The sequence below is a fragment of the Sorangium sp. So ce124 genome (genome assembly GCF_051525235.1).
Classification (GTDB): domain Bacteria; phylum Myxococcota_A; class Polyangia; order Polyangiales; family Polyangiaceae; genus Sorangium; species Sorangium atrum.
Genome location: NZ_CP150312.1, coordinates 2,164,572 through 2,183,635, shown reverse-complemented (window position 1 = coordinate 2,183,635; position 19,064 = coordinate 2,164,572). Strand labels below are relative to the sequence as shown.

The window sequence follows — 19,064 nt, the reverse complement described above, 5'->3', positions numbered from 1 at the left end:
CCCGTTCATACGCGCCCATGTGCGCTGGATCGAGCCCCGTCCCTGCCGGCGCGGGCGGGTCGCCTCACCCGATGCCGGCCTCGCTGGGCGGCCCGACGGCCGCGTCTCCCCCGGCAGCCTCGATCGGCACGCGGGGGAACCACAGCGCCGCGATGAAGCCGGTGATGCCCATGGCCGCGATGATCCAGAACACCGTCGTGAGGCCGGACGTGAGCGCCTCCCCGAGGTGCTGGACGATCGACGGATCGAGGCCGCGCGCCCCCTCCGCCGTCAGGAGCCGGCTCGCCGCGTCCGCCGGGATCGACGGGTCCTTCGCGAGCTGGGCCGTCAGGACGCCGCCCATGATGCCCACCGCCACGACGCCGCCGAGCAGCCGGGAGAACATCGTGCTCGCGGTGGCGATCCCGCGCTGCTCCCACGCCACGCTGCTCTGCACCGCGATGAGCAGCGCGACGTTGGACAGCCCCATGCCCACGCCGAAGACCAGCGTCGTCGCGCGGAGCATCAGCGGCGTGTCGTGCGTCCCGCCGAGCGCGAGCGCGAGCCCCGCCGCCGCCGTGACGCCGAGGCCGATCCAGATGAGCGGGCGGAACCCGACCCGGGGGATGAGCCGCCCGCCGATCGCGCTCGCGATCGGCCAGCCGATGAGCATCGGCGCGATGGCGCTGCCGGCGTCCGTGGGGCTGCCGCGGAGCACGCCCTGCACGAAGAGCGGCACGAACGTGATCGTGCCCATCATCGCGCCGCCGAGGATCGCGCCGGCCACGTTGGAGATGAACATCACAGGCCGCCGGAAGAGCGGCAGCGGGATCATCGGCTCGGGGGCCCGGCGCTCGACCGCGAAGAACACGGCGAACAGCGCCGCCGACGCGACCGCCGCGAGCAGCGTCGTCTCCCCGCCCAGCCTCCCGGTGGCGAGCAGCAGCGCGACCACGCCGGCGGTCAGGAGCGCCGCGCCGAGGAAATCGAGCTCGTGAGGCCGCCTGTCGATGCGCTCGTGGAACGAGGTCGCCACGAGCGCGACGGACGCGGCGCCGAACGGGATGTTGATGTAGAAGACCCAGCGCCAGGAGAAGTAGTGCACGATGAGCCCGCCCACCATCGGACCGATGATGCCGAACAGCCCCCAGGCGGCCCCGAAGACGCCCTGGATCCGTGCGCGCTCCTTGAGATCGAAGATGTCGCCCGAGATGGTCATCGCCATCGGCTGCATCGCCCCGGCGCCGGCCCCCTGGAGGGCGCGGAAGGCGATGAGCTGCGGCATCGATCGCGCCGCGCCGCTCGCGATCGAGCCGAGCAGGAAGACGGCGATGCCGAAGAGCATGATCGGCTTGCGGCCGTAGATGTCCGACAGCTTGCCGCAGATGGGCACCAGCACCGACGAGGTGAGCAGGTAGGCGGTGGTGACCCAGGCGTACTGGTGAATCCCGCCGAGATCGCCGATCACGGTGGGCATCGCGGTGGCGACGACGGTAGATTCGAGGGCGGCCATGGCGAGGGCCAGGATCAGCCCGGCGACGGTGAGGGCGCGGTGGGTCGTGCGTTCTGAGGCCATGCGGGTCGTGGGGATGTGGTGTGGATGAGCCGGCGCGGCAAGCGGGACGCCACGCCGCGCGTCGGGGCGGCATGCCGCGTAGCCATGCCCCTGCCAGGGCTCGTCTCGGCGGCGGGTACGCGCTCTGCGCGATCTCGCTCCTCGGAGCCGCCTGCGGGAGCACCACCTGCAACCAGCCGGCCGGCGGCCCCGGGGAGATCGCGTCCGCGCCTGACGCGACGCCGGCCACCACCGCCGCGGGAGGCTCGCTCCTCGCCTTCGTGAGCGGCAAGGAGGGGAAGATCCGCGTCTACTCGGTCGACGAGCGCAGCGGCGGGTTGGCGCTCCTCCAGGCCAACGCCACGGACGGGCTGCCGTCTTTCCTGGCCGTGGATCCGGCGCGGGCCCTGCTGTTCGCCGTGGACGAGGACAACGCCCTGATCCGCTCGTTCGAGCTGGACGCGGAGAGCGGCGTCCTCACCCCGATCAACACGGTCAGCGCGCAGGGCGACGGCCCAGCCCACCTGTCGCTCTCCACGGCCGGGAACTGGCTGCTGGTCGCCAATTACGAGGGCGGCAGCGTATCGGTGATCCCTGTCGCGCGGAACGGGGCTCTGGGCAACGCCACCGACACCGAGAGTCCAGGCGCGAGGGCCCACATGGCGATCACCGATCAGAGCGGCGCCTATGCCTTCGTGCCCTGCCTGGGCGCAGACATGATCGCCCAGTATGCGTTCGACAGCACCCGGGGTCTGCTCGAGCCCAACGCGGTCCCGAGCGCGGACCTTCCGGCAAACTCCGGTCCGCGGCACCTCGTGTTTCATCCGCAGGGCGCGGTTGCCTTTGGAATCAACGAGACAGCGAGCACGATCACGTCGTTTCGATTCGATCAAGCCTCGGGCCGGCTGACACCCATCGCGACGGCCTCGACCCTGCCCGAGGGGTACTCGGGACGAAACACCGGGGCCGAGATCGCGGTGCACCCGACCGGCAGGTTCGTCTATGGCTCCAATCGCGGGCGCGATAGCATCGCGGTCTTCTCGGTCGACGCTTCGTCCGGGAAGCTCTCGCCGCTCGCCGAGGTGCCGTCAGGACGCGGCGACGGTCCGCACAATCCGCGCAGCTTCGCGCTATCGCCTGACGGCCACCTCCTTTATGCCGCCAACCAGAGCTCCGGTCAGCTCGTGGCATTCCGTATCGGGGCCGACGGCAAGCCCGTGCCGCTCGGCGTCGAGGCGCAGGCGCCGCGCATCACCTATGTCGGTTTGTTCCGCTTCCCGGCCCACCGCCAGCCGGCGCCACGGTAGAAATCGACCTCGGGGAGGAGCTACCTCATGATCGCGCCCCATCCGAGGGTTCAATGGCCTCGCCGTCTGCAGTGCTCCCTGCTGTGGGCCGCCGTGGTCCTGGCCAGCGCTTGCCGGCCACCAGCGGCCGCCGACCGGACCTCGCCCATGGACCGAGCGCCAGACGCGCAGGCGCCGACGCAAGATGCCATCGCGCGGTGCCTCGCCCCGGCCGCGCCCAGGACGGTCTTTCCGAGCTCGGCGGGCTACGACCACGACCGGCGTGGCTTCAACCTCCGTATCCAGATCCTTCCGGGCGTGATCGTCCACCCCGTGAACGTCCCGCAGGTCCAAGCTGCGGTCAGGTGCGCCCGTCGCCTCGGCTTGAACATCGCGGTTCGCTCCGGCGGCCACAGCTACGAGGGCTACTCGCTTGGCAAGGACAGCGGCATGATCATCGATCTTGCCGGCATGACCGACCTCGCCGTCGACAAGGACCGAAAGACGGCGACGGTGGGCGCCGGGTGGCGCCTGGGCCCGCTCTATTACGCCGTGTGGCAGCAGGCGCGCCTGGCGTTCGTGGCAGGCAGTTACCCGAGCGTCGGCCTGGCTGGCCAGAGCCTCGGCGGCGGCTATAACTTGATCTCCCGCAAGTTCGGCCTGGTCGCGGACAACGTCCTGAGCATGACGGTCGTGGACGCGGAAGGAGAGGTCCTGACGGCCGACAGCGCCAACAACCCGGATCTCTACTGGGCCCTGCGCGGCGGCGGCGGCTCGTTCGGCATCGTCGTATCCCTCACCCTTCAGCTACACCGGCTCCCCGATACGATCGCGGTGTTCCGCTACAAGTGGCCCCGCGAGGCGGTCAAGGCCGTCATGACGGCCTATCAGCGCTGGTCGCCGGCTCTCCCGCCGGAGGCGAACGCCATGATGGTGGTGAGCCCCAGCGGCGTATCCGTCAAAGGTTTGTACATCGGCGCCTCGTCGGCAGCCGCCGCGGCTGCCGCGCCCCTGCTCGCGATGGTGCCTGGCCCGAAAACGCTCTTTCTCGAAGAGATGCCCTTCATCGAGTCGGTGCTCTTCTTCGCCGGCCTCCCGACGGCCGACCCGAAGGTGCTCTCGCCCGAGCGCCTCGTGATCGAACCGGTCTGGTTCAAGGCGAAGTCGGTGTACCTGGACGCCCCGCTCTCCTCGGAAGGGGTCGATATGATCGTCGAGTCGCTGGCCGGGACGGGGCTCGGCCCCGACCTCATCTTCAACACCTACGGCGGCGCGATCGGCGCCGTGGCCCCGGACGCGACGGCGTTCGTCCACAGGAAGACGATGTTCAGCATGCAAATCTACCTCGAGGCCGACGCGAGCACGAATCATGACGACGCCATGGCCTGGATGACGGCGTTCGGTGACAAACTGCGGCCGTACGCGTCCAGGTTCGCCGTGCCGAACTACATCGACGCCGACCAGAAGGACTGGCCGACCGCCTACTACGGGAGCAACTTGGCGCGGCTCGTCGCCGTGAAGCAGAAATACGACCCGCAGAACGTCTTCCGCTTCGCCCAGAGCATCCCGACACACTCTCCCTGAGGGCCAGTCCACCGCCCGAGGTGGAGACGATGCTCGACGTGGCGTCAGCGCGCAGTCTCGTCCAGCAAGGCGCGGACGCGCCCCTCGACTGCCGCGAACTCGGGGGTGGCGGGCTCCAGCGAGCCCCCGAGGTGCACGTGCCGCACGAGCCCCGCTCGATCGAGGAGGAAGCTGACGCTCGTGTATTGTCGCTTGGGATGGCCATCCATCCACCAGCGCTTCAACGTGCGCCAGTCCGGGTCGATCGCGACCGGGAAGGTGTATTTGAAGTGCGCCAGGTAGCCTCTGACCGCCTCGGGGTCGAGGGGCTCGGGATCCTTGTGGTGGTACATCCCGACGACGACGAGCCCTCGTTCCCGATAGCGCTCGTCCAGCGCTTTGAGCGCCGGGGCGGTGGCGCTGCAGAACGGGCAGCTCGGCGACGTGAACCACCGGACCAGCACGACCTTGCCTCGCAGCGCCGCCAGCGTGAGCGGCGGCGAGTTGTACCAGGGCCCCACGTCCCACGCAGGCGGCGGCGCCCCGATGACGCCCGACACATCGTGGTCGAAGCCCGGGTCACCGCTCGACAGGAGAGCGGCGCTCCCGGGAGGCGGCGCAGGCGCAGCGGGCCCCGCAGGCGAGGCCGCGGGCGCTGGCTCCGGGGAGGCGCACGCGAGGGCGAGCGCGGCGAGGGGCAGCGAAAGCAAGCGAGTGAGCATGGCGATGTCTCCGCGCGAGACGATCGCAGGCCCGTACGTGCGAGTCAATCGTGGCTGGCCGGCGTCCCGCCTCCGCGCTGGCACGCCGTGCCCGTGAGATACGCGGGTGCCACGACGCCGGCGAGCTCACCGCGTGCGCGCATCGGACCGCGCGCGTCGTTGCGTCCGACATGCCGCGCGCGTCGGCCCGAGCTCGTCCGTGTCGCCGGTCGCTCGCGTGGACCCGCGCCGGAGCAGGGGCCAGCGCCGCGCACATCTACCGATCGGGCGACAGCGTCGTCATAACGACCCAATCCACCGTCCACCGCCGGCTCGCGCTTCTGCTGCCGAGCGCACGGTGTCGAGCGGATCACGGAGCGAGAAAACAGCATGTCCGGAAAGGAAGCCTCCTCGAAGGAAGGCAGGCTGATATCGACGCTCGAGCGCTTGCTCGAGCTGCCGGCGGCCAACCTGAGGCAGTCGCTCAACCAGGCGAGTGACCTCCTTGTCGACGCTCTCGGCGCCGACAAGATCGACATCTTCCTCTTCGAGGCCAGCAGGAACACGCTGTGTGCCCTGGGGACGAGCAAGACGCCCATGGGCCGGCTCCAGCGATCGATCGGGCTCGACATCCAGCCGGTCGCCAACGGCGGCTCGATCGCCCGCGTCTTCACGACCGGCGATCCTTACATCACCGGGCATTCGGACCAGGAGCCCGGCGAGCTGCCCGGCCTGATCCACGAGCTCGGCGTGCGGTCGCACATCGCGGTCCGGCTCGTCGTCGAGGGCGAGCGGCGCGGGGTCGTCTCTGCTCACTCCGCCGCGCCGGAGTTCTTCTCCGACGACGATCTCCGCTTCCTCGGCGCGGTCGCGCACTGGATCGGCGCCCTGACGCACCGGGCGGAGCTCGTCGAGCAGGTCACCTCCGCCGCGCTCGCGCAAGGCCGGCGCCAGGCCGCGGAGGAGCTCATCACCGTGCTGGCGCACGATCTGCGGAACTACCTGAGCCCGCTCATGGGCCGCCTTGGTATGCTCCACCATCGCGCGGAGCTCGACGGCCGAGTCGACGACATGCGCGACGCCGACCGGGCGATCAGCTCTGTCGCGCGGCTCGGCCAGCTCATCTCGGATCTGCTTGACGTGGGGCGCATCGAGCAGGGGCTCTTCGAGATCGCCCCTGCGCCCATGAACCTCGCCGCGCTGGCGCGGGACATCGCCGCTGCGCTCGGTACACCCAGCGTCGAGATCCGCGTCGAGAGCCCGCCGGAGCTCGTCGTCGTGGCGGACAGGGATCGCCTCCGCCAGGCCCAGGAGAACCTCGTCAGCAACGCGATCAAGCACTCGCCCCCGGGGACGTGGGTCCTCATCAAGCTCACCAGCGAGCTGATAAAGGGGATGGAGTACGCCCACGTCGACATCGTCGACCGCGGATCCGGCGTGCCGCCGGAGATCCTTCCCCGCATCTTCGACCGCTTCGTCACGAACGGCCATGCGTCGGGGATCGGCCTCGGGCTGTACCTGGCGAGCAGGATCGCCGCCGCCCACGGGGGCACGCTGGCTGTGAGCTCCCCTCCTGGAAACGGCGCGACGTTCCGACTGAGCTTGCCCGCGAGCGGACCGCCCGTTCGTCGGGACGAGCTGTGATCGCGCTGCGGCAGCGGCGCAAACGCCCTCCGCGCCTGCAAGCGCGGCGCTCCTCTGGACGACCCCAGGCTCACGCGTAAGATGGCGCGCATGCCGCGCCCCCCCGCCACGCCCGACGACCCCGGCCCGCCGAGCCTCGCGGCCTCCACGGAGCCCCGCATGACGAAGGGCGAGGTGCTGGCGGTGCCCCGGATCGAGCTGTGCGTCGAGCGCGAGGGGGGCAAGCCCGCGAGCCGGGTCATGGTGCTCGACGGCGATTTCATCCGCATCGGCTCCCACCAGAGCAACGACCTCGTGCTCGCCGACCGCGCCGTCTCCCGCTTCCACTGCATCCTCGAGCGCGTGAAGTCCACGTTCCGGCTGACGGACGTCGGCTCGCTCAACGGGACGACCATCGCCGGCGTCCGCGTGCGGGACGCCGACGCCATCCTGCCGGAGTGCCGCATCGAGCTCGGCGAGTCGGTCGTGCGCATCCGCGACGCCGACGCCGTCGCCGAGACCGAGCTCGCGCGCGCGGTCAGCTTCGGGGCGCTCCAGGGCGTGTCGGTCCCCATGCGGCGCCTCTTCCCCGTCCTCGAGCGCGTGGCGAAGAGCGCGCCCGACGTGCTGATCGAGGGCGAGAACGGCACGGGCAAGGAGGTCATCGCCACCGAGCTCGTCCAGCGCGGCGCCCGCGCCGACAAGCCGCTCGTCATCGTCGACTGCGGCGCGATCTCGCCGAGCCTCATCGAGAGCGAGCTGTTCGGCCACGTGCGCGGCTCCTTCACGGGCGCCACGCGCGACCGCGCCGGCGCCTTCGAGGAGGCCGACGGCGGCACCGTCTTCCTCGACGAGATCGGCGAGCTGCCGCTGGAGATGCAGCCGAAGCTCCTCCGCGCCCTCGCCTCGCGCGAGGTGCGCAGGCTCGGCGAGAGCCGGGTGCGCAAGGTCGATATCCGGGTGATCGCCGCCACGAACCGGCGCCTGGAGCGCGAAGTGAACAGCGGCCGGTTCCGCGAGGACCTCTATTACCGCCTCTCGGTGCTCACCGTGCGCGTCCCGCCGCTCCGGGAGCGCAAGGAGGACATCGGCCTCCTCGTCCACTGCTTCCTGAACGAGCTCGGCGCCATCGACAAGGTGCACCTCTTCCCCCCCGAGGTCATCGAGGACATGAAGCGCTACGACTGGCCCGGCAACGTGCGAGAGCTGAGGAACTACGTCGAGCGCCGCGTCGTGCTCGGCGAGGGCGCCGCCATGGGAGCGACAGCGCCGTCCGAGCGCAGCTCCGCGCCGCCCCCGGGCGCCGCGCCGCAGGGCGCCGCGCCCGGCGAGCCCGCCGCCAACATCGAGATGCCCTTCAAGGAGGCGAAGGACGCGATCATCGACCAGTTCGAGCGGCGCTACCTCGCGGCCCTGCTCGAGTGGTCGAACGGCAACGTGAGCCGCGCCGCGCGCAAGGCAGGGCTCGACCGGATGTACCTCCACCGCCTCCTCCAGCGCCACGGGCTGCGCCGCGCCGCCGCCCTCGACTGAACCGCGCGCGGGCGGCCACCACCCGCGCCAGCTGTAGCGGGGCCAACCGGAGGCCGCCGCTCTTGCGATAGAACAGGGCGCAGCGGTGCTGCACATGTCACAGTCGCGTCGCAATGGCGCGATCCGTCCGTGTGCGCAACCTCGCAAAATCTCTGAATATTTCAGAAACCGATCTGCTCCTCTGGCTCGCGGAGCATGCGCCAACGACGGAGCTCCGCCACCCCGCGGACTTCCTCCCGGCGGAGCTCGCGGGGCAGGCTCAGCAGGCGCTCGGCCGCGCCCCACCGTCGGCGCCGGCGGAGGAGCCGATCGAGCGCCGCTGCGCCGAGTGCGTGAAGCTCCCGGCGAAGGCCGGGCTCCGCGTTGTCGAGGTCGGCGCCGATGCCGTCTGCGACCTGTGCGGCAGCTCGGCGAACAAGCGGGCGGCGCTCGCGATGATCGGGGCGTTCCGCGCGCGCGGGCTGCGGAGGCTGCTCGTGGTCGGCGGCGGGCCAGGCACGTCCGAGGACCTGCGGCAGCTGCTCGCGGGCGAGGTCGACATCCGCATCGTGGACGGAGAGGGTCACCGCAATGCGGCGAAGGCCGACGCCGATCTCCGCTGGGCCGACGTGGTCGCGGTCTGGAGCTCGACGATCCTCTCGCACAAGGTGTCGAAGCTCTACACCGATCAGCGCGCCAGCTTCCGCGAGAAGCTCGTGACCGTCCCGAGGCGCGGCGTGGCCGCGCTGTGCATGGCCGTCACCGAGAAGGTGAGCGCGCCCGCGGGATGACCGGCGCCCGGCCTCCCCGCCTGCCCTCCGCGGGGCGGCGCTTCACCCTCGCTCGGGGCGGTCGGTCAGCAAGCGCAAGCGCTCACGCAGGGCGGCTGCTCAGCCGCACCCGGCGGAAGGTGCGCCGCGCGTGGGGCACCCAGCCGTGGAAGTGCCAGCGCGCGGCCATGACCAGCCCGCGGACCCACTCGTCGGCGGCGTAGGCGACCCAGACGCCGGCGAGCCCCCAGCCGAGGTGGACCCCGAGCAGCCAGGACAGCCCGACGGCCACGGCGAACATCGAGAAGACGCCGAACCCGACCGGGAAGCGGGCGTCGCCGGTGGCGCGGAGCCCGTTGATGACGACCAGGTTGAGCGTGCGGCCCGGCTCGACGAGGAGGGTCAGCCAGAGCAGCCGGGAACCGGTGGCGATCACCTCGGGATCGCGCGAGAAGAGGCCGAGCAGGTGGGGGCCGAGGAGCGCGGTGGCGATCACCAGGCTCACGCACACGCAGAACCCGATCGCCAGGCCGCCGCGCACCAGGCGATCGGCGCCCTGCAGATCGCCGGCGCCGATGCGGTGCCCGACAACGATCTCGGTCCCGAAGCCGATCGCCATGCCGAACAGGAGCAGGAAGTGCACGATCTGCATCGTGTACGTATGCGTGGTGAGCGCCGTTTGCCCCATGTTGGCGACCATCGCCAGGATGATCATGAAGCTGATGCGATAGACCACGTTCTCGCCCGCCCCCGGCAGGCCGATGTGCAGCATCTCGCGGAGGCGATCGGGGCGAATGCGCCAGAAATCCTCGAAGGTCGGGCGGATCCCGAGGCGCGAGATCCACAGCTGCCGGTGCATCCAGAACGAGAGCGCGCGTCCGACCACCGCGGCGAGCGCGAGCCCCATCATGCCGAGCCCAGGAGCCCCGCCGACACCGAACATGAGCGGCAGGCTGAGCGCGAGCTGCACGATGTACATGACGACGATGAGGCGCAGCGTGTCGCGGGTGTAGGTGTGCGCGCGCAGCACCGAGCCCATCGAGAAATTCACCGCGTCGAACGCCAGCATCACGCCGACCGCGATCAGGTAAGGCTCCGCGATCGGGAACAGGGACGGCGGCAGGCGCATCAGCTCGAGCAGCGGCCTCGCGCCGATCGCGATGACGGCGAAGCTGAAGACGCCGAGCCAGAGGTTGGCCGCGAGCGACGCGCGCGCGACCTGCTCCGCGCCGGCCCGGTCCCGCGCGCCGAGATACTGGGTGACCACGACGCTCGCGCCGACGCTGACGAAGCGAAAGGTGATCATGAAGGTCAACATGATCTGGTTGGACAGCCCGTACGCGGCGGCGGCCTCGTCCGACAGGCGGCTGACAAGCCATACGCCGAACACGCCGACGAGCATGTGCAGCAGGTTCTCGCTGAAGATGGGCCAGGTGATCTCCAGCAAACGCGGGCGAGGAAGAGCGGGGGCAGGTAGGACCGATTGCAAAGCGCCGCATCCTACTCTGCCGAGGGGCATCTCGCCACGACGGAGCATGACCACGCGAGCGCCGTCGCGCGCAGCGCGGCCGTGGCCGTACGCGTCGTACGCGTCGTACGCGTCGTACGCGGAACGAAGGGTGGTGCCGCTGTCGCCTATCTCCTCACGGCCCGCGCGATCGCACGGCAATCTGGCGAGACCGACCGAGACCGACCGAGACCGGGCGAGACGGAGCGAAGGACACCCGACTGCCCCGCGCCGCCCCCAGCGGCGCAGACGGAGAGGAGGGCTTCCGGCAACGCATGCACAAGAGCGTGTTCTCGCTCGCACCGTTGCATGCTTGTCCCTTCCCGTATCCTTGCGTATCGATTACTCTGGGAATGGGCGGAACAGGGCACACTCGTCCTTCTGCGCCTGGAGGATCAAATGGGGATATTGCACGGCAGCGCCCGATGGCTCCTGGCCGCGGCGGCCACGGCGCCGGCTGTCGCTGGCGGATGCTCCTGCGGCGATGCCAGCGGGACGATCGGCGCCACGTCCGGCGGAGCCGACCTGGGCGCAGGGGGTCAGAGCGCGGGGGGCGGCGGCTCCGGGGGAATCCCCTTCCTGGCGGGGAGCGGCAGGTCAGGGGTCGGGGGCGGCGGGTGCGAGGGGCTCGAGTGCCAGCAGATCGCCTGTCCCGGCGGCGGCAAGACCACCGTGAGCGGCACCGTGTACGAGCCCGGGGGCAAACTCCCGCTGTACAACGTCACGGTGTACGTCCCGAACAGGGCGCTCGAGCCCATCACCGACGGCGCGAGCTGCGATCGGTGCGATGTCACGCTCTCCGGCGATCCGATCGCGACCGCGCTGACCGACACGAACGGGCGTTTCGTGCTGGAGAACGTGCCGGTCGGGGAGGACATCCCGCTGGTCGTCCAGCTCGGCAAATGGCGGCGCCAGATCACGCTGCCGAAGGTCGAGGGGTGCGTCGACAACCCGACCGTGGACAGGACGGTCCGCCTGCCGCGCAGCAAGGCCGAGGGCCACCTCCCGAAGATCGCCTTGACGACCGGCGGCTCGGACGTGCTGGAGTGCCTTCTGTACAAGATGGGAATCGACGCGTCGGAGTTCACGCCGGAGGCGGGCGACGGGCGGGTGAACCTGTTCGTCGGGCGCGCCATCGAGGGCGACAGCGCGACGAGCAGGTACCGAGACGGCCTGAACGACGGCGCGCCCTTCTCGCCGGCGCGAGGGTTCTGGAGCTCGCTCGACAACCTGAGGCAATACGACATGGTGATCCTGTCGTGTGAAGGCTCCGAGTTCGGGGACGACAAGCCGGAGGCCGCGCGGCGCGCCATGTTCGACTACGCCTCCGCGGGAGGCCGCGTGTTCGCGTCGCACTGGCACAACACCTGGCTCCGGCTCGGCCCGGAGCGGTTCCCGGAGACGGCGACATGGGACGAGGAGAGCGATCCCGACGACGGGCTCCCCGTGCTCGTCGACACCACGTTCCCGAAGGGCCTGGCGCTCCGGGACTGGCTCGCCAACGTGGGAGCGTCGACCGTGCCCGGGCAGATCGAGATCAACGATCCGCAGCACTGGGTCGACTCGGTGAACGAGGAGATCGCGACGCGGTGGCTCTACAACGACGCCAACGCGGATTTCGACGCGCCCGCGGGGGTCAAGTACTTCACGTTCAACACGCCGATCGGCGCGCCGGAAGAGGAGCAGTGCGGAAGGTTCGTGTACACGGACATCCACGTGGCGGCGAGCGACGTCGCCGGGGCGCCGTTCCCGAGCGGCTGTCAAGACCGCGGCGGGGCGACGCATGAGCTGACCGCCCAGGAGAAGGCGCTGCTCTTCATGCTGTTCGACCTGTCGGCCTGCATCGCGCCGGACGACGAGCCGCCGCCGGTGCCCGTGCCGAGGTGACGAGCGCCTCGACGGCGCGGCGAGCTCCCTCTCCGGGCCCTGCGGTGGTCATGGTGGCTGTCGACGAAGAGGCGCCGGACGCCAGGCGAGCCGGACCACAGCGGCGGGCGCCGAGACGAGCCGGGCGCGGCGCTGGAGGCTCGACATTCCGGGGCGCTCGCTCGCGATTTCCTGAGCGATATTGACGCCCTGCGCATGGATACGCGGTTGCCCAGGGTGGTCACCCGACCACCAAGGGGAGCACCGTAGCCTGCGTGGACCCGCGCGGGACAGCCCTCCACACAGGCCAGAGACGCAGCGCAGCAGCGCCCGCTCCACGAGCTCCGCCAACTGGCATATTTTTTGCGGATTTTTTGCTGCCTGCACACCACAGCTCACTCGAATCGGCGCCCGTGAAGGCCTCGCCTCACGCTCCCGCCGGAGACCACCGGCCGCAGTTGGGCCCTGCACGCACTGACACTGTATTCCATCACACAAACAGCACGGAGTTTGTCTCTTATTCAGGGGCACGCAGAGGGCTTGCCATGGCGCGGAACTGCCCTTTTAATGCCGCGCCATCCGGATACTTTCCTTGGAGGACATGATGAAAAGTGTTTTGCTTCGCGGTGTGCTTGGCAGGTCGAGGTGGTCATTCGGCCTTGCGGTGGTTGCGTTGCAGGCCACCGTGCTGATCGGCTGCGGTGACGCGGCGACGGACGACGGCGTGGGCGGCGCGGGCGGCGCGGGCGTCGGCGGGGCGGCCTCCGCCAGCTCGACGACGGCGAGCGCCTCGACGACCTCCGCCAGCTCGACGACGGCGAGCGCCTCGACGACCTCCGCCAGCTCGACGACATCGGCCTCGACGACCTCGGCGACGACATCGACCTCGTCCACGACGAGCGCGAGCACCGGGGGGGTGCCCACGGACGGCACGCCGGTCGAGCGTCATGGCCGGCTCCGGGTCATGAACGGCAACATCGTCGGCGAGCACGGGTCCCCGGTCCAGCTCAAGGGCATGAGCCTGTTCTGGAGCCAGTGGAGCAACTACTACAACGGCAATGTCGTCAACTCGATCGCGGACAACTGGGATGCGACCGTCGTCCGCGCCGCCATGGGCATCGAGGGCGAGGATGGATACCTCCAGGACGCGGGCGCCCAGAAGGCCAAGGCGAAGACCATCGCCGACGCGGCGATCGCCAAGGGCATCTACGTCATCCTCGACTGGCACGATCACAACGCGCACCAGCACCTCGACCAGTCGAGGAACTACTTCCGCGAGGTGGCGCAGGCCTACAAGAACGTGCCCAATGTCATCTTCGAGGTCTTCAACGAGCCCCTCAACACCAACACCTGGCCCGCGGTGAAGTCCTACGCCGAGGCGGTGATCTCCGAGATCCGCGGCCAGGGCGCCAACAACCTGATCATCGTCGGCTCGCCGAACTGGTCGCAGGACGTCGACATCGCCGCGGACAATCCCCTCAGCGATCAGAACGTGGCGTACACCCTCCACTTCTACGCCAACACGCACAAGGCGTCGCTCCGCGAGAAGGCCCAGAAAGCCATCAACAAGAAGCTGGCGCTCTTCGTGACCGAGTGGGGGACCTGCTCCGCCGACGGCAACGGCCAGCTCAACCTCGGCGAGTCGCAGACCTGGCTCGACTTCCTGGACGCGCACAACATCAGCTGGGCCAACTGGTCGCTGGGCGACAAGGCCGAGGCGTGCTCCGCGCTCAGGCCCAACGCAAACCCGATGGGCAACTGGAGCGACAACGACCTCACCGAGTCGGGCAAGTGGGTGAAGGGGAAGATCGCAGAGTGATCCGCGCGCGGGTCGCCGGCCGCTCGCGCCGGTGACCCGCCCCCCGACCGAGGGCGCCGCTCACCCGTGCGCTCGTTTGCCCTCCACGGACAGGGGCCGCCCGGCACAGAAGGGGCATTGATCGTCCGGGCTCCAGTCGTCGTCCTCGAGGCCGAGCGCCCGTAGCTGCTCCAGCTCCCACGCGCGCGCCTCGGGCGAAAGCGGGGCGGGACAGATGGACTTGTGGTCTCTCAGGCTGCTCAACATGGACGGTCCCGTTCGGTTGTGCTCCGGAGAGCGATTCCGGGATCTATCGCGCACAGCCCTGCAGCGCCCGCGAAATCGGCCCTGCCGCGCCGCGTCTGTCCATGGTTGAGACGAACGGAAAACACCTTTAAAGGACGGTCCACCGGAAGCGCGTTAACCAAGCTTCGCGCCGCGTCCTCCTACATCCGAACGTTTACGTGGTCGTAATCGTAGTCGTTTACGTGGTCGTGGTCGTGGTCGTGGTCGTCAACGATAGGCCGTGAACGACCACGACCACGACCACGACCACGTAAACGTTCACGTTCACGTAAACGTTGGTGGCGGATGGTGGGGTAGCGGGGCCGGCGCGCTCTTCAGCGAAGCCCCCCCGCGCGCAGCCGCTCAGCGACCTCCCTCCGCCGCAGCTTGCCGCTCGTCGTCTTGGGCAGCTCGCCCGGCGGAACCAAAACGACCTGGTCGATCGTAACGCCGTTCGCCCGCAGCGCCTCCCGCACGCGCTCCGCGAGGCCGGCGTGCTCGGACGCCTCGGCGCGCGTCTCGGCCACGACATAGACCGACTCGGTCTGGCGCTCCTCGACGAACAGCCCGACCGCGACCACACACCCGGCCCGGATCCCGTCGACCCGGGAGGCGATCTCCTCGATCACGGCGGGGATCATCGTGTGACCGCCCTTGATGATCACCTCCTTTTTCCGGCCCGTGACGAACAGCGTCCCGCGATCGATGAACCCGAGATCGCCCGTGCGCAGCCACCCGCCCACGAGCGCCTCGGCTGTCGCCTCGGGCTCGTTGAAATACCCCTCCATCACCGTCTCCGAGCGCACCTCGATCTCCCCCACCGTGCGCTCCGGGACCGGGCTGCGCTGGGCGTCCACGATCCGGATCTCCGTGTGCGGGATCGGCCTGCCGACGCCGGTGAGCTCCAGCGAGAGGGGGCCAGGCGCGGCCTCCTCGACGCGGCCCTCGCGCTCCAGCAGGCCGCGATCCACCGTGAGGGCGCGCGGCTCGGCGTCGAGGTCCGGGAAGGTCACGGCGACCGTCGCCTCGGCAAGCCCGTAGACGGGGAAGAACGCCTCGACGCGGAAGCCGCAGGGCGCGAACGCCTCGGCGAAGCGGCGGAGCAAGGCGGGGGAGATCGGCTCGGCGCCGATCATCGCGCACCGCCACGCGCCGAGATCGAGGCCCGCCTCGACGGCGCGGCGGGCGAGGCCGATGCAGATCGCATAAGCGCTCGGCGGCCCGAGCGAGATGGCGCCCCGGATGCTCGACATGTCCGCGAGCCACGAGAACGGCCGCGTCCGGAACTCGAGCGGCGAGAGCATGTGAACGGGGAAGTCGTTGAAGAGCGGGAAGAGCAGCCCGCCGACGAGGCCCATGTCGTGGTGGAGCGGCAGCCACGAGACGCCCCCCGCGCCCTCGCCGCGCACCGGGAGCCGCTGGCTCATCGCGTCGAGGTGCAGCATCAGCCGCTCGTGCGGGATCACCACGCCGCGCGGGTGCCCGGTGCTGCCGCTCGTGAGCTGGATGAGCGCCGGCCCGGGCGCGCGCTCCGGATCGGGCAGCGAGCCCGCGAGGGGCGCGTCGATCAGCGGCTCGGCGGCGAGCTGGAGGAGGCCGTCCGCCCCCTCCTCGCCCTGCGCGAAGCCGAGCAGCGCGGACGAGACAACGAGCGCGCGCGCGCCGACGCGGGCGGCCGTCCGCCGGAGCTCGCCGAGGAACGCCGGCACGTCCGTGAGCCGATAGGGCACCCCGACCTGGATCGGCACCGCGCCGAGCACCCAGACGCCGAAGAGGCACGGCACCGCCACCTCCACGTCCGTGACGAGCAGGAGCACGCGATCGCCGGGGCGCACCCCCGCCGCGAGCAGGCCCGACGCCGCCGCGCACGCGCGGCGCCAGTACCCCGCCCACGACCAGCCGACGAACTCGCCCTGCTGCTTGTGATAGAACCCGAAACGATCCGGCGTCGCCTCGGCGCGCGCCCTGAGCAGGCCCGCGACCGTCCGCGCAGCGAGCCCGCGGCTCACGGCGCCTGCCTCGGCTCGGGCGAGGGCGCGACGCCGAGGCGCTCGCGGCCGCCGCCCTTCGTCGCCACGATCATGTACTCGAGCGCGGTGCGGCGCGCGAAGGAGAGCCGGCCCACGGTCATGTACGTCTGGAGCAGCCGCGAGAAGCCGGGCGCGCGGGCGTCGATCCGGGCGCGGTTCGCGCGCACGTTGTCGATCCACCGGGCGACCGTGTGCACGTACGAGCTCGTGAGATCCTCGACGCGCCGGACATCGAGGCCGGCCTGCTCGATCAGCCCGAGCTCCTCGGCCAGCGAGATCAGACGGCAATAGCCGAGCGCCTCGACGAAGATGTACTGCGTCGCGGCGCTCTCCCGGTCTCCGCGGGCGCGCGCCGGGAAATAGCAGTCGGAGATGAGCAGCCTGCCGCCCGGGCGCAGCGCGGCGGCGATCTTCTGGTGGATCCGCTCGCGGTTGTGCATGTGCACGATGCTGCCCACGAAGAGCACGGCGTCGAGGGACTCGGGCGCGAGGTCGATGTCCTCGATATGCGCGAGATCGATGCGGACCCGCGAGGCGACCCCCGCCCGATCGGCGCGGCGGAGCGCCTCCTGCCGCTGCTTGTCGCTCAGCGTGACGCCCTGGAAGCTCCCGCCGGTGCGCTCGGCGAGATAGATGAGGTTCGAGCCCCAGCCGCACCCCACGTCGAGCACGCGCTCTCCGGGGTGGATGTCGAGCTCGCGGCGGACCCAATCGTACTTCCGCTCTTGCGCCGCCTCGAGGCTCTCGGCGGGATCGAGGAAGATGCCCGTCGCGTAGGCCAGCCGGCTGTCGAGGACCATGGAGAATATCTCCGGGTCGTTCTGGTAATGCGCGGCGACCTCGCGCCGCTCGTGCTCCCGCTGCTCCTCGGGCGTCCGGACGGCGGCCTCGCGCTCGGCGCGCGTGCGCGGGGCGATCAAGGCGCCCCTCCCCGGCCGCCCCGCGCCGCGATCTGCGCCTCGACGAAGGCGATGACGTCACCGACCGTGCTGATCTGCGCCTGATCGGGCGCCGCGAAATCGGGCGCCACGATCTGGAATCGCTCCTCGAGCGCGACGTTGACCTCGATGAGCGCCAGTGAATCCACGCCGAGGCCGCTCTCGAGCGACAGGTCGGGAGTCACGGCATCGACGCTCATCCCACATCGCTCTGCAATGATGGTGCGGACCTCTCTGGCGATCTCCGGATCTCCCCCGCCCGCCGCCTGCGGCTGCTTCCGAAGCGCCGCCTCGCTCTTGTTCATCGCGCTCTCCAGTCCAGGGTTCGGCGCGCGCGACCTTCAGCACGCCAGCGCGATAGATGCTCATGCCAGCGCCGGTCACGGCCGTAGCGCGACGTACCATGATCGCCAGTCGTCGTCCATGGCCGGACGAGCCCGCTCGATCGCGAGGTCAGCGCGTCGCGGGCGCGCTGGCGTGCTGCGCGCCGGAACCTGCGCGCAACAGACGCGCGACGGACGCGCGAGGCCCTGCCGCGGCGCCTCGCCGCGGCCCGGCGCGAGCGGCTCAATCGCCGAAATCGCCGTCGATCCCGCCGCCGTCATCGAACCCGCCGCCATCATCGAACCCGCCGCCGTCATCGCCCCACGGCTCGTCGTCATCCGCCCCGTCCCCTTCGTCGCCGGCCGAGACGTCGTCGCCGCCGCGATCCGCGTCGTTCAAGAGGTCAGGATTCTCGGCGGCCTCCTGCGCTGTGCCGAGCATCGTTCCCGCCGGGTTCACGAGGAGGACGTGTGGCGGCGTGAGCATGTGCATGAACGAGGTGATGAGCATCACGTCCAGCATCATCCCGAGCGGGCTGGGTGGGTAATAGACGACGAACGGGTCATAACCCGGGTGCGTGGGGCTGACGGGAGGCCGCTCGGCGCCCGCGCCGTCGCCCGCGCCGTCGCCCGCCGGAGAGTGCACGACGCGCGCGTCGGCGTGGTGATGCTCCACGCGCGCCTCCGGCATCGTGGCCTTGAGGGCGCCCTCGACCCGACCGACGAAGGACTCGAACTGCAGCCGCGCCGCCTCGAACAGCGCCGGATCCTTCGCCAGGGGCTCGACGCGGCGGCGGTAGTCCTCCCCGGACTCGCCGGCTCTCGGCTCGAGATCCCGCAGGCGCCCGCCGATGGAGACGAGCCCCGCCGGCTCGTCGTCGGCGTGCTCGGTGCGCGCCCGCGTCTCGATGACGAGGTGCAGCCCTGCTTCCTCGTGCTCGGCGGCGAACCGGAGCTCGCTGAAGCCGCGCCCGAACACGGCGGAATGCTCGGACAGCGCGAGCACGAGATCGGGAAGATCGTCCGGCTTCCCGTCGGTGTCCTGGAAGATGACGGTGTCATCGATGACGAGCGAGAGGGCGTTCGTGACCCCGAGCTGGACGAGCGCCCGCCGCACCTGATCGACGACGGCGGTGGCCTCGAGCTCGACGCGCACGCGATCGGTGTCGAGATCCACCGTGGCCCCGAAGCTGCGCTTCAGCTTCTCCCAGACGGTGGGGTTGCGCTGGATGATGCTGCCCTTGAGCGAAACGTGGATCTGTCCGATGAGCCGCATACGCGCTACTTAGCACCGCGGCGGCGCGCGATCGCCGACGGCGCTCGCGAGC

At 70.4% G+C, this 19,064-nt stretch carries 16 protein-coding genes; 7 read left to right on the top strand and 9 right to left on the bottom strand.

Features of this window, described 5'->3' with window-relative positions; all coding sequences use genetic code 11:
• Positions 1-64: 64 nt before the first annotated feature.
• Entirely contained in the window at positions 65-1,555 is a 1,491-nt protein-coding gene (locus WMF19_RS08255; protein ID WP_272101153.1) for an MDR family MFS transporter, read from the bottom strand.
• Between the two features lie 71 nt (positions 1,556-1,626).
• On the opposite strand from WMF19_RS08255, the gene WMF19_RS08250 reads away from it, so the two are divergent.
• Positions 1,627-2,841 (top strand): lactonase family protein, encoded by a 1,215-nt coding sequence (locus WMF19_RS08250; protein ID WP_437898584.1) that lies wholly within the window; start codon positions 1,627-1,629, stop codon positions 2,839-2,841.
• 147 nt (positions 2,842-2,988) lie between these two features.
• Positions 2,989-4,404 carry an FAD-binding oxidoreductase gene (locus tag WMF19_RS08245; RefSeq protein ID WP_437898582.1) on the top strand — a complete coding sequence of 472 codons (1,416 nt, stop codon included), beginning with the start codon at positions 2,989-2,991 and terminating at the stop codon, positions 4,402-4,404.
• Positions 4,405-4,448: 44 nt separating this feature from the next.
• Here WMF19_RS08245 and WMF19_RS08240 read toward each other — a convergent pair whose 3' ends face one another.
• Positions 4,449-5,105 (bottom strand): redoxin family protein, encoded by a 657-nt coding sequence (locus tag WMF19_RS08240; RefSeq protein ID WP_437898580.1) that lies wholly within the window; start codon positions 5,103-5,105, stop codon positions 4,449-4,451.
• Positions 5,106-5,474: 369 nt separating this feature from the next.
• Here WMF19_RS08240 and WMF19_RS08235 point away from each other — a divergent pair, with 369 nt between their 5' ends.
• From WMF19_RS08235 to WMF19_RS08225, 3 genes are all read left to right on the top strand, one after another.
• Positions 5,475-6,728, top strand: a complete 1,254-nt coding sequence (locus WMF19_RS08235; protein ID WP_437898579.1) for an ATP-binding protein — start codon at positions 5,475-5,477, stop codon at positions 6,726-6,728.
• Positions 6,729-6,818: 90 nt separating this feature from the next.
• The gene (locus WMF19_RS08230; RefSeq protein ID WP_437898578.1) at positions 6,819-8,240 is read left to right on the top strand and encodes a sigma 54-interacting transcriptional regulator; all 1,422 of its coding nucleotides are present in this window, start codon (positions 6,819-6,821) and stop codon (positions 8,238-8,240) included.
• A 131-nt stretch (positions 8,241-8,371) separates the two neighbouring features.
• Entirely contained in the window at positions 8,372-9,010 is a 639-nt protein-coding gene (locus WMF19_RS08225; RefSeq protein WP_437328223.1) for a hypothetical protein, read from the top strand.
• Between the two features lie 82 nt (positions 9,011-9,092).
• Here WMF19_RS08225 and WMF19_RS08220 read toward each other — a convergent pair whose 3' ends face one another.
• The gene (locus WMF19_RS08220) at positions 9,093-10,478 is read right to left on the bottom strand and encodes an MATE family efflux transporter (RefSeq protein WP_437898577.1); all 1,386 of its coding nucleotides are present in this window, start codon (positions 10,476-10,478) and stop codon (positions 9,093-9,095) included.
• 417 nt (positions 10,479-10,895) lie between these two features.
• Between WMF19_RS08220 and WMF19_RS08215 the strand changes: the two genes are divergently transcribed.
• Positions 10,896-12,383 (top strand): carboxypeptidase regulatory-like domain-containing protein, encoded by a 1,488-nt coding sequence (locus WMF19_RS08215; RefSeq protein WP_437898576.1) that lies wholly within the window; start codon positions 10,896-10,898, stop codon positions 12,381-12,383.
• 543 nt (positions 12,384-12,926) lie between these two features.
• On the opposite strand, the gene WMF19_RS08210 is transcribed toward WMF19_RS08215, so the two are convergent.
• Positions 12,927-13,271 (bottom strand): hypothetical protein, encoded by a 345-nt coding sequence (locus tag WMF19_RS08210; RefSeq protein ID WP_437898575.1) that lies wholly within the window; start codon positions 13,269-13,271, stop codon positions 12,927-12,929.
• 7 nt (positions 13,272-13,278) lie between these two features.
• Here WMF19_RS08210 and WMF19_RS08205 point away from each other — a divergent pair, with 7 nt between their 5' ends.
• Entirely contained in the window at positions 13,279-14,181 is a 903-nt protein-coding gene (locus WMF19_RS08205; RefSeq protein ID WP_437799835.1) for a glycoside hydrolase family 5 protein, read from the top strand.
• A gap of 60 nt (positions 14,182-14,241) precedes the next feature.
• Here the strand turns inward: WMF19_RS08205 and WMF19_RS08200 are convergent, their stop codons facing one another.
• The 5 genes from WMF19_RS08200 to WMF19_RS08180 all read right to left on the bottom strand — a co-directional run bounded on the left by WMF19_RS08200 (position 14,242) and on the right by WMF19_RS08180 (position 19,012).
• Positions 14,242-14,427, bottom strand: a complete 186-nt coding sequence (locus WMF19_RS08200; RefSeq protein WP_437799833.1) for a hypothetical protein — start codon at positions 14,425-14,427, stop codon at positions 14,242-14,244.
• 353 nt (positions 14,428-14,780) lie between these two features.
• Complete coding sequence (locus tag WMF19_RS08195; protein WP_437898574.1) at positions 14,781-16,454, bottom strand: AMP-binding protein; 1,674 nt, start codon at positions 16,452-16,454, stop codon at positions 14,781-14,783.
• The gene (locus WMF19_RS08190; RefSeq protein WP_272101139.1) at positions 16,451-17,395 is read right to left on the bottom strand and encodes an SAM-dependent methyltransferase; all 945 of its coding nucleotides are present in this window, start codon (positions 17,393-17,395) and stop codon (positions 16,451-16,453) included. Before WMF19_RS08190 ends, WMF19_RS08195 begins: the two co-directional genes overlap by 4 nt.
• The gene (locus tag WMF19_RS08185) at positions 17,392-17,718 is read right to left on the bottom strand and encodes an acyl carrier protein (protein ID WP_272101138.1); all 327 of its coding nucleotides are present in this window, start codon (positions 17,716-17,718) and stop codon (positions 17,392-17,394) included. The genes WMF19_RS08190 and WMF19_RS08185 overlap by 4 nt, the downstream gene beginning before the upstream one ends.
• Positions 17,719-17,980: 262 nt before the next feature.
• Positions 17,981-19,012: a hypothetical protein gene (locus WMF19_RS08180; protein ID WP_437898573.1), complete on the bottom strand. Its 1,032-nt coding sequence runs from the start codon at positions 19,010-19,012 to the stop codon at positions 17,981-17,983.
• Between the last annotated feature and the right edge of the window lie 52 nt (positions 19,013-19,064).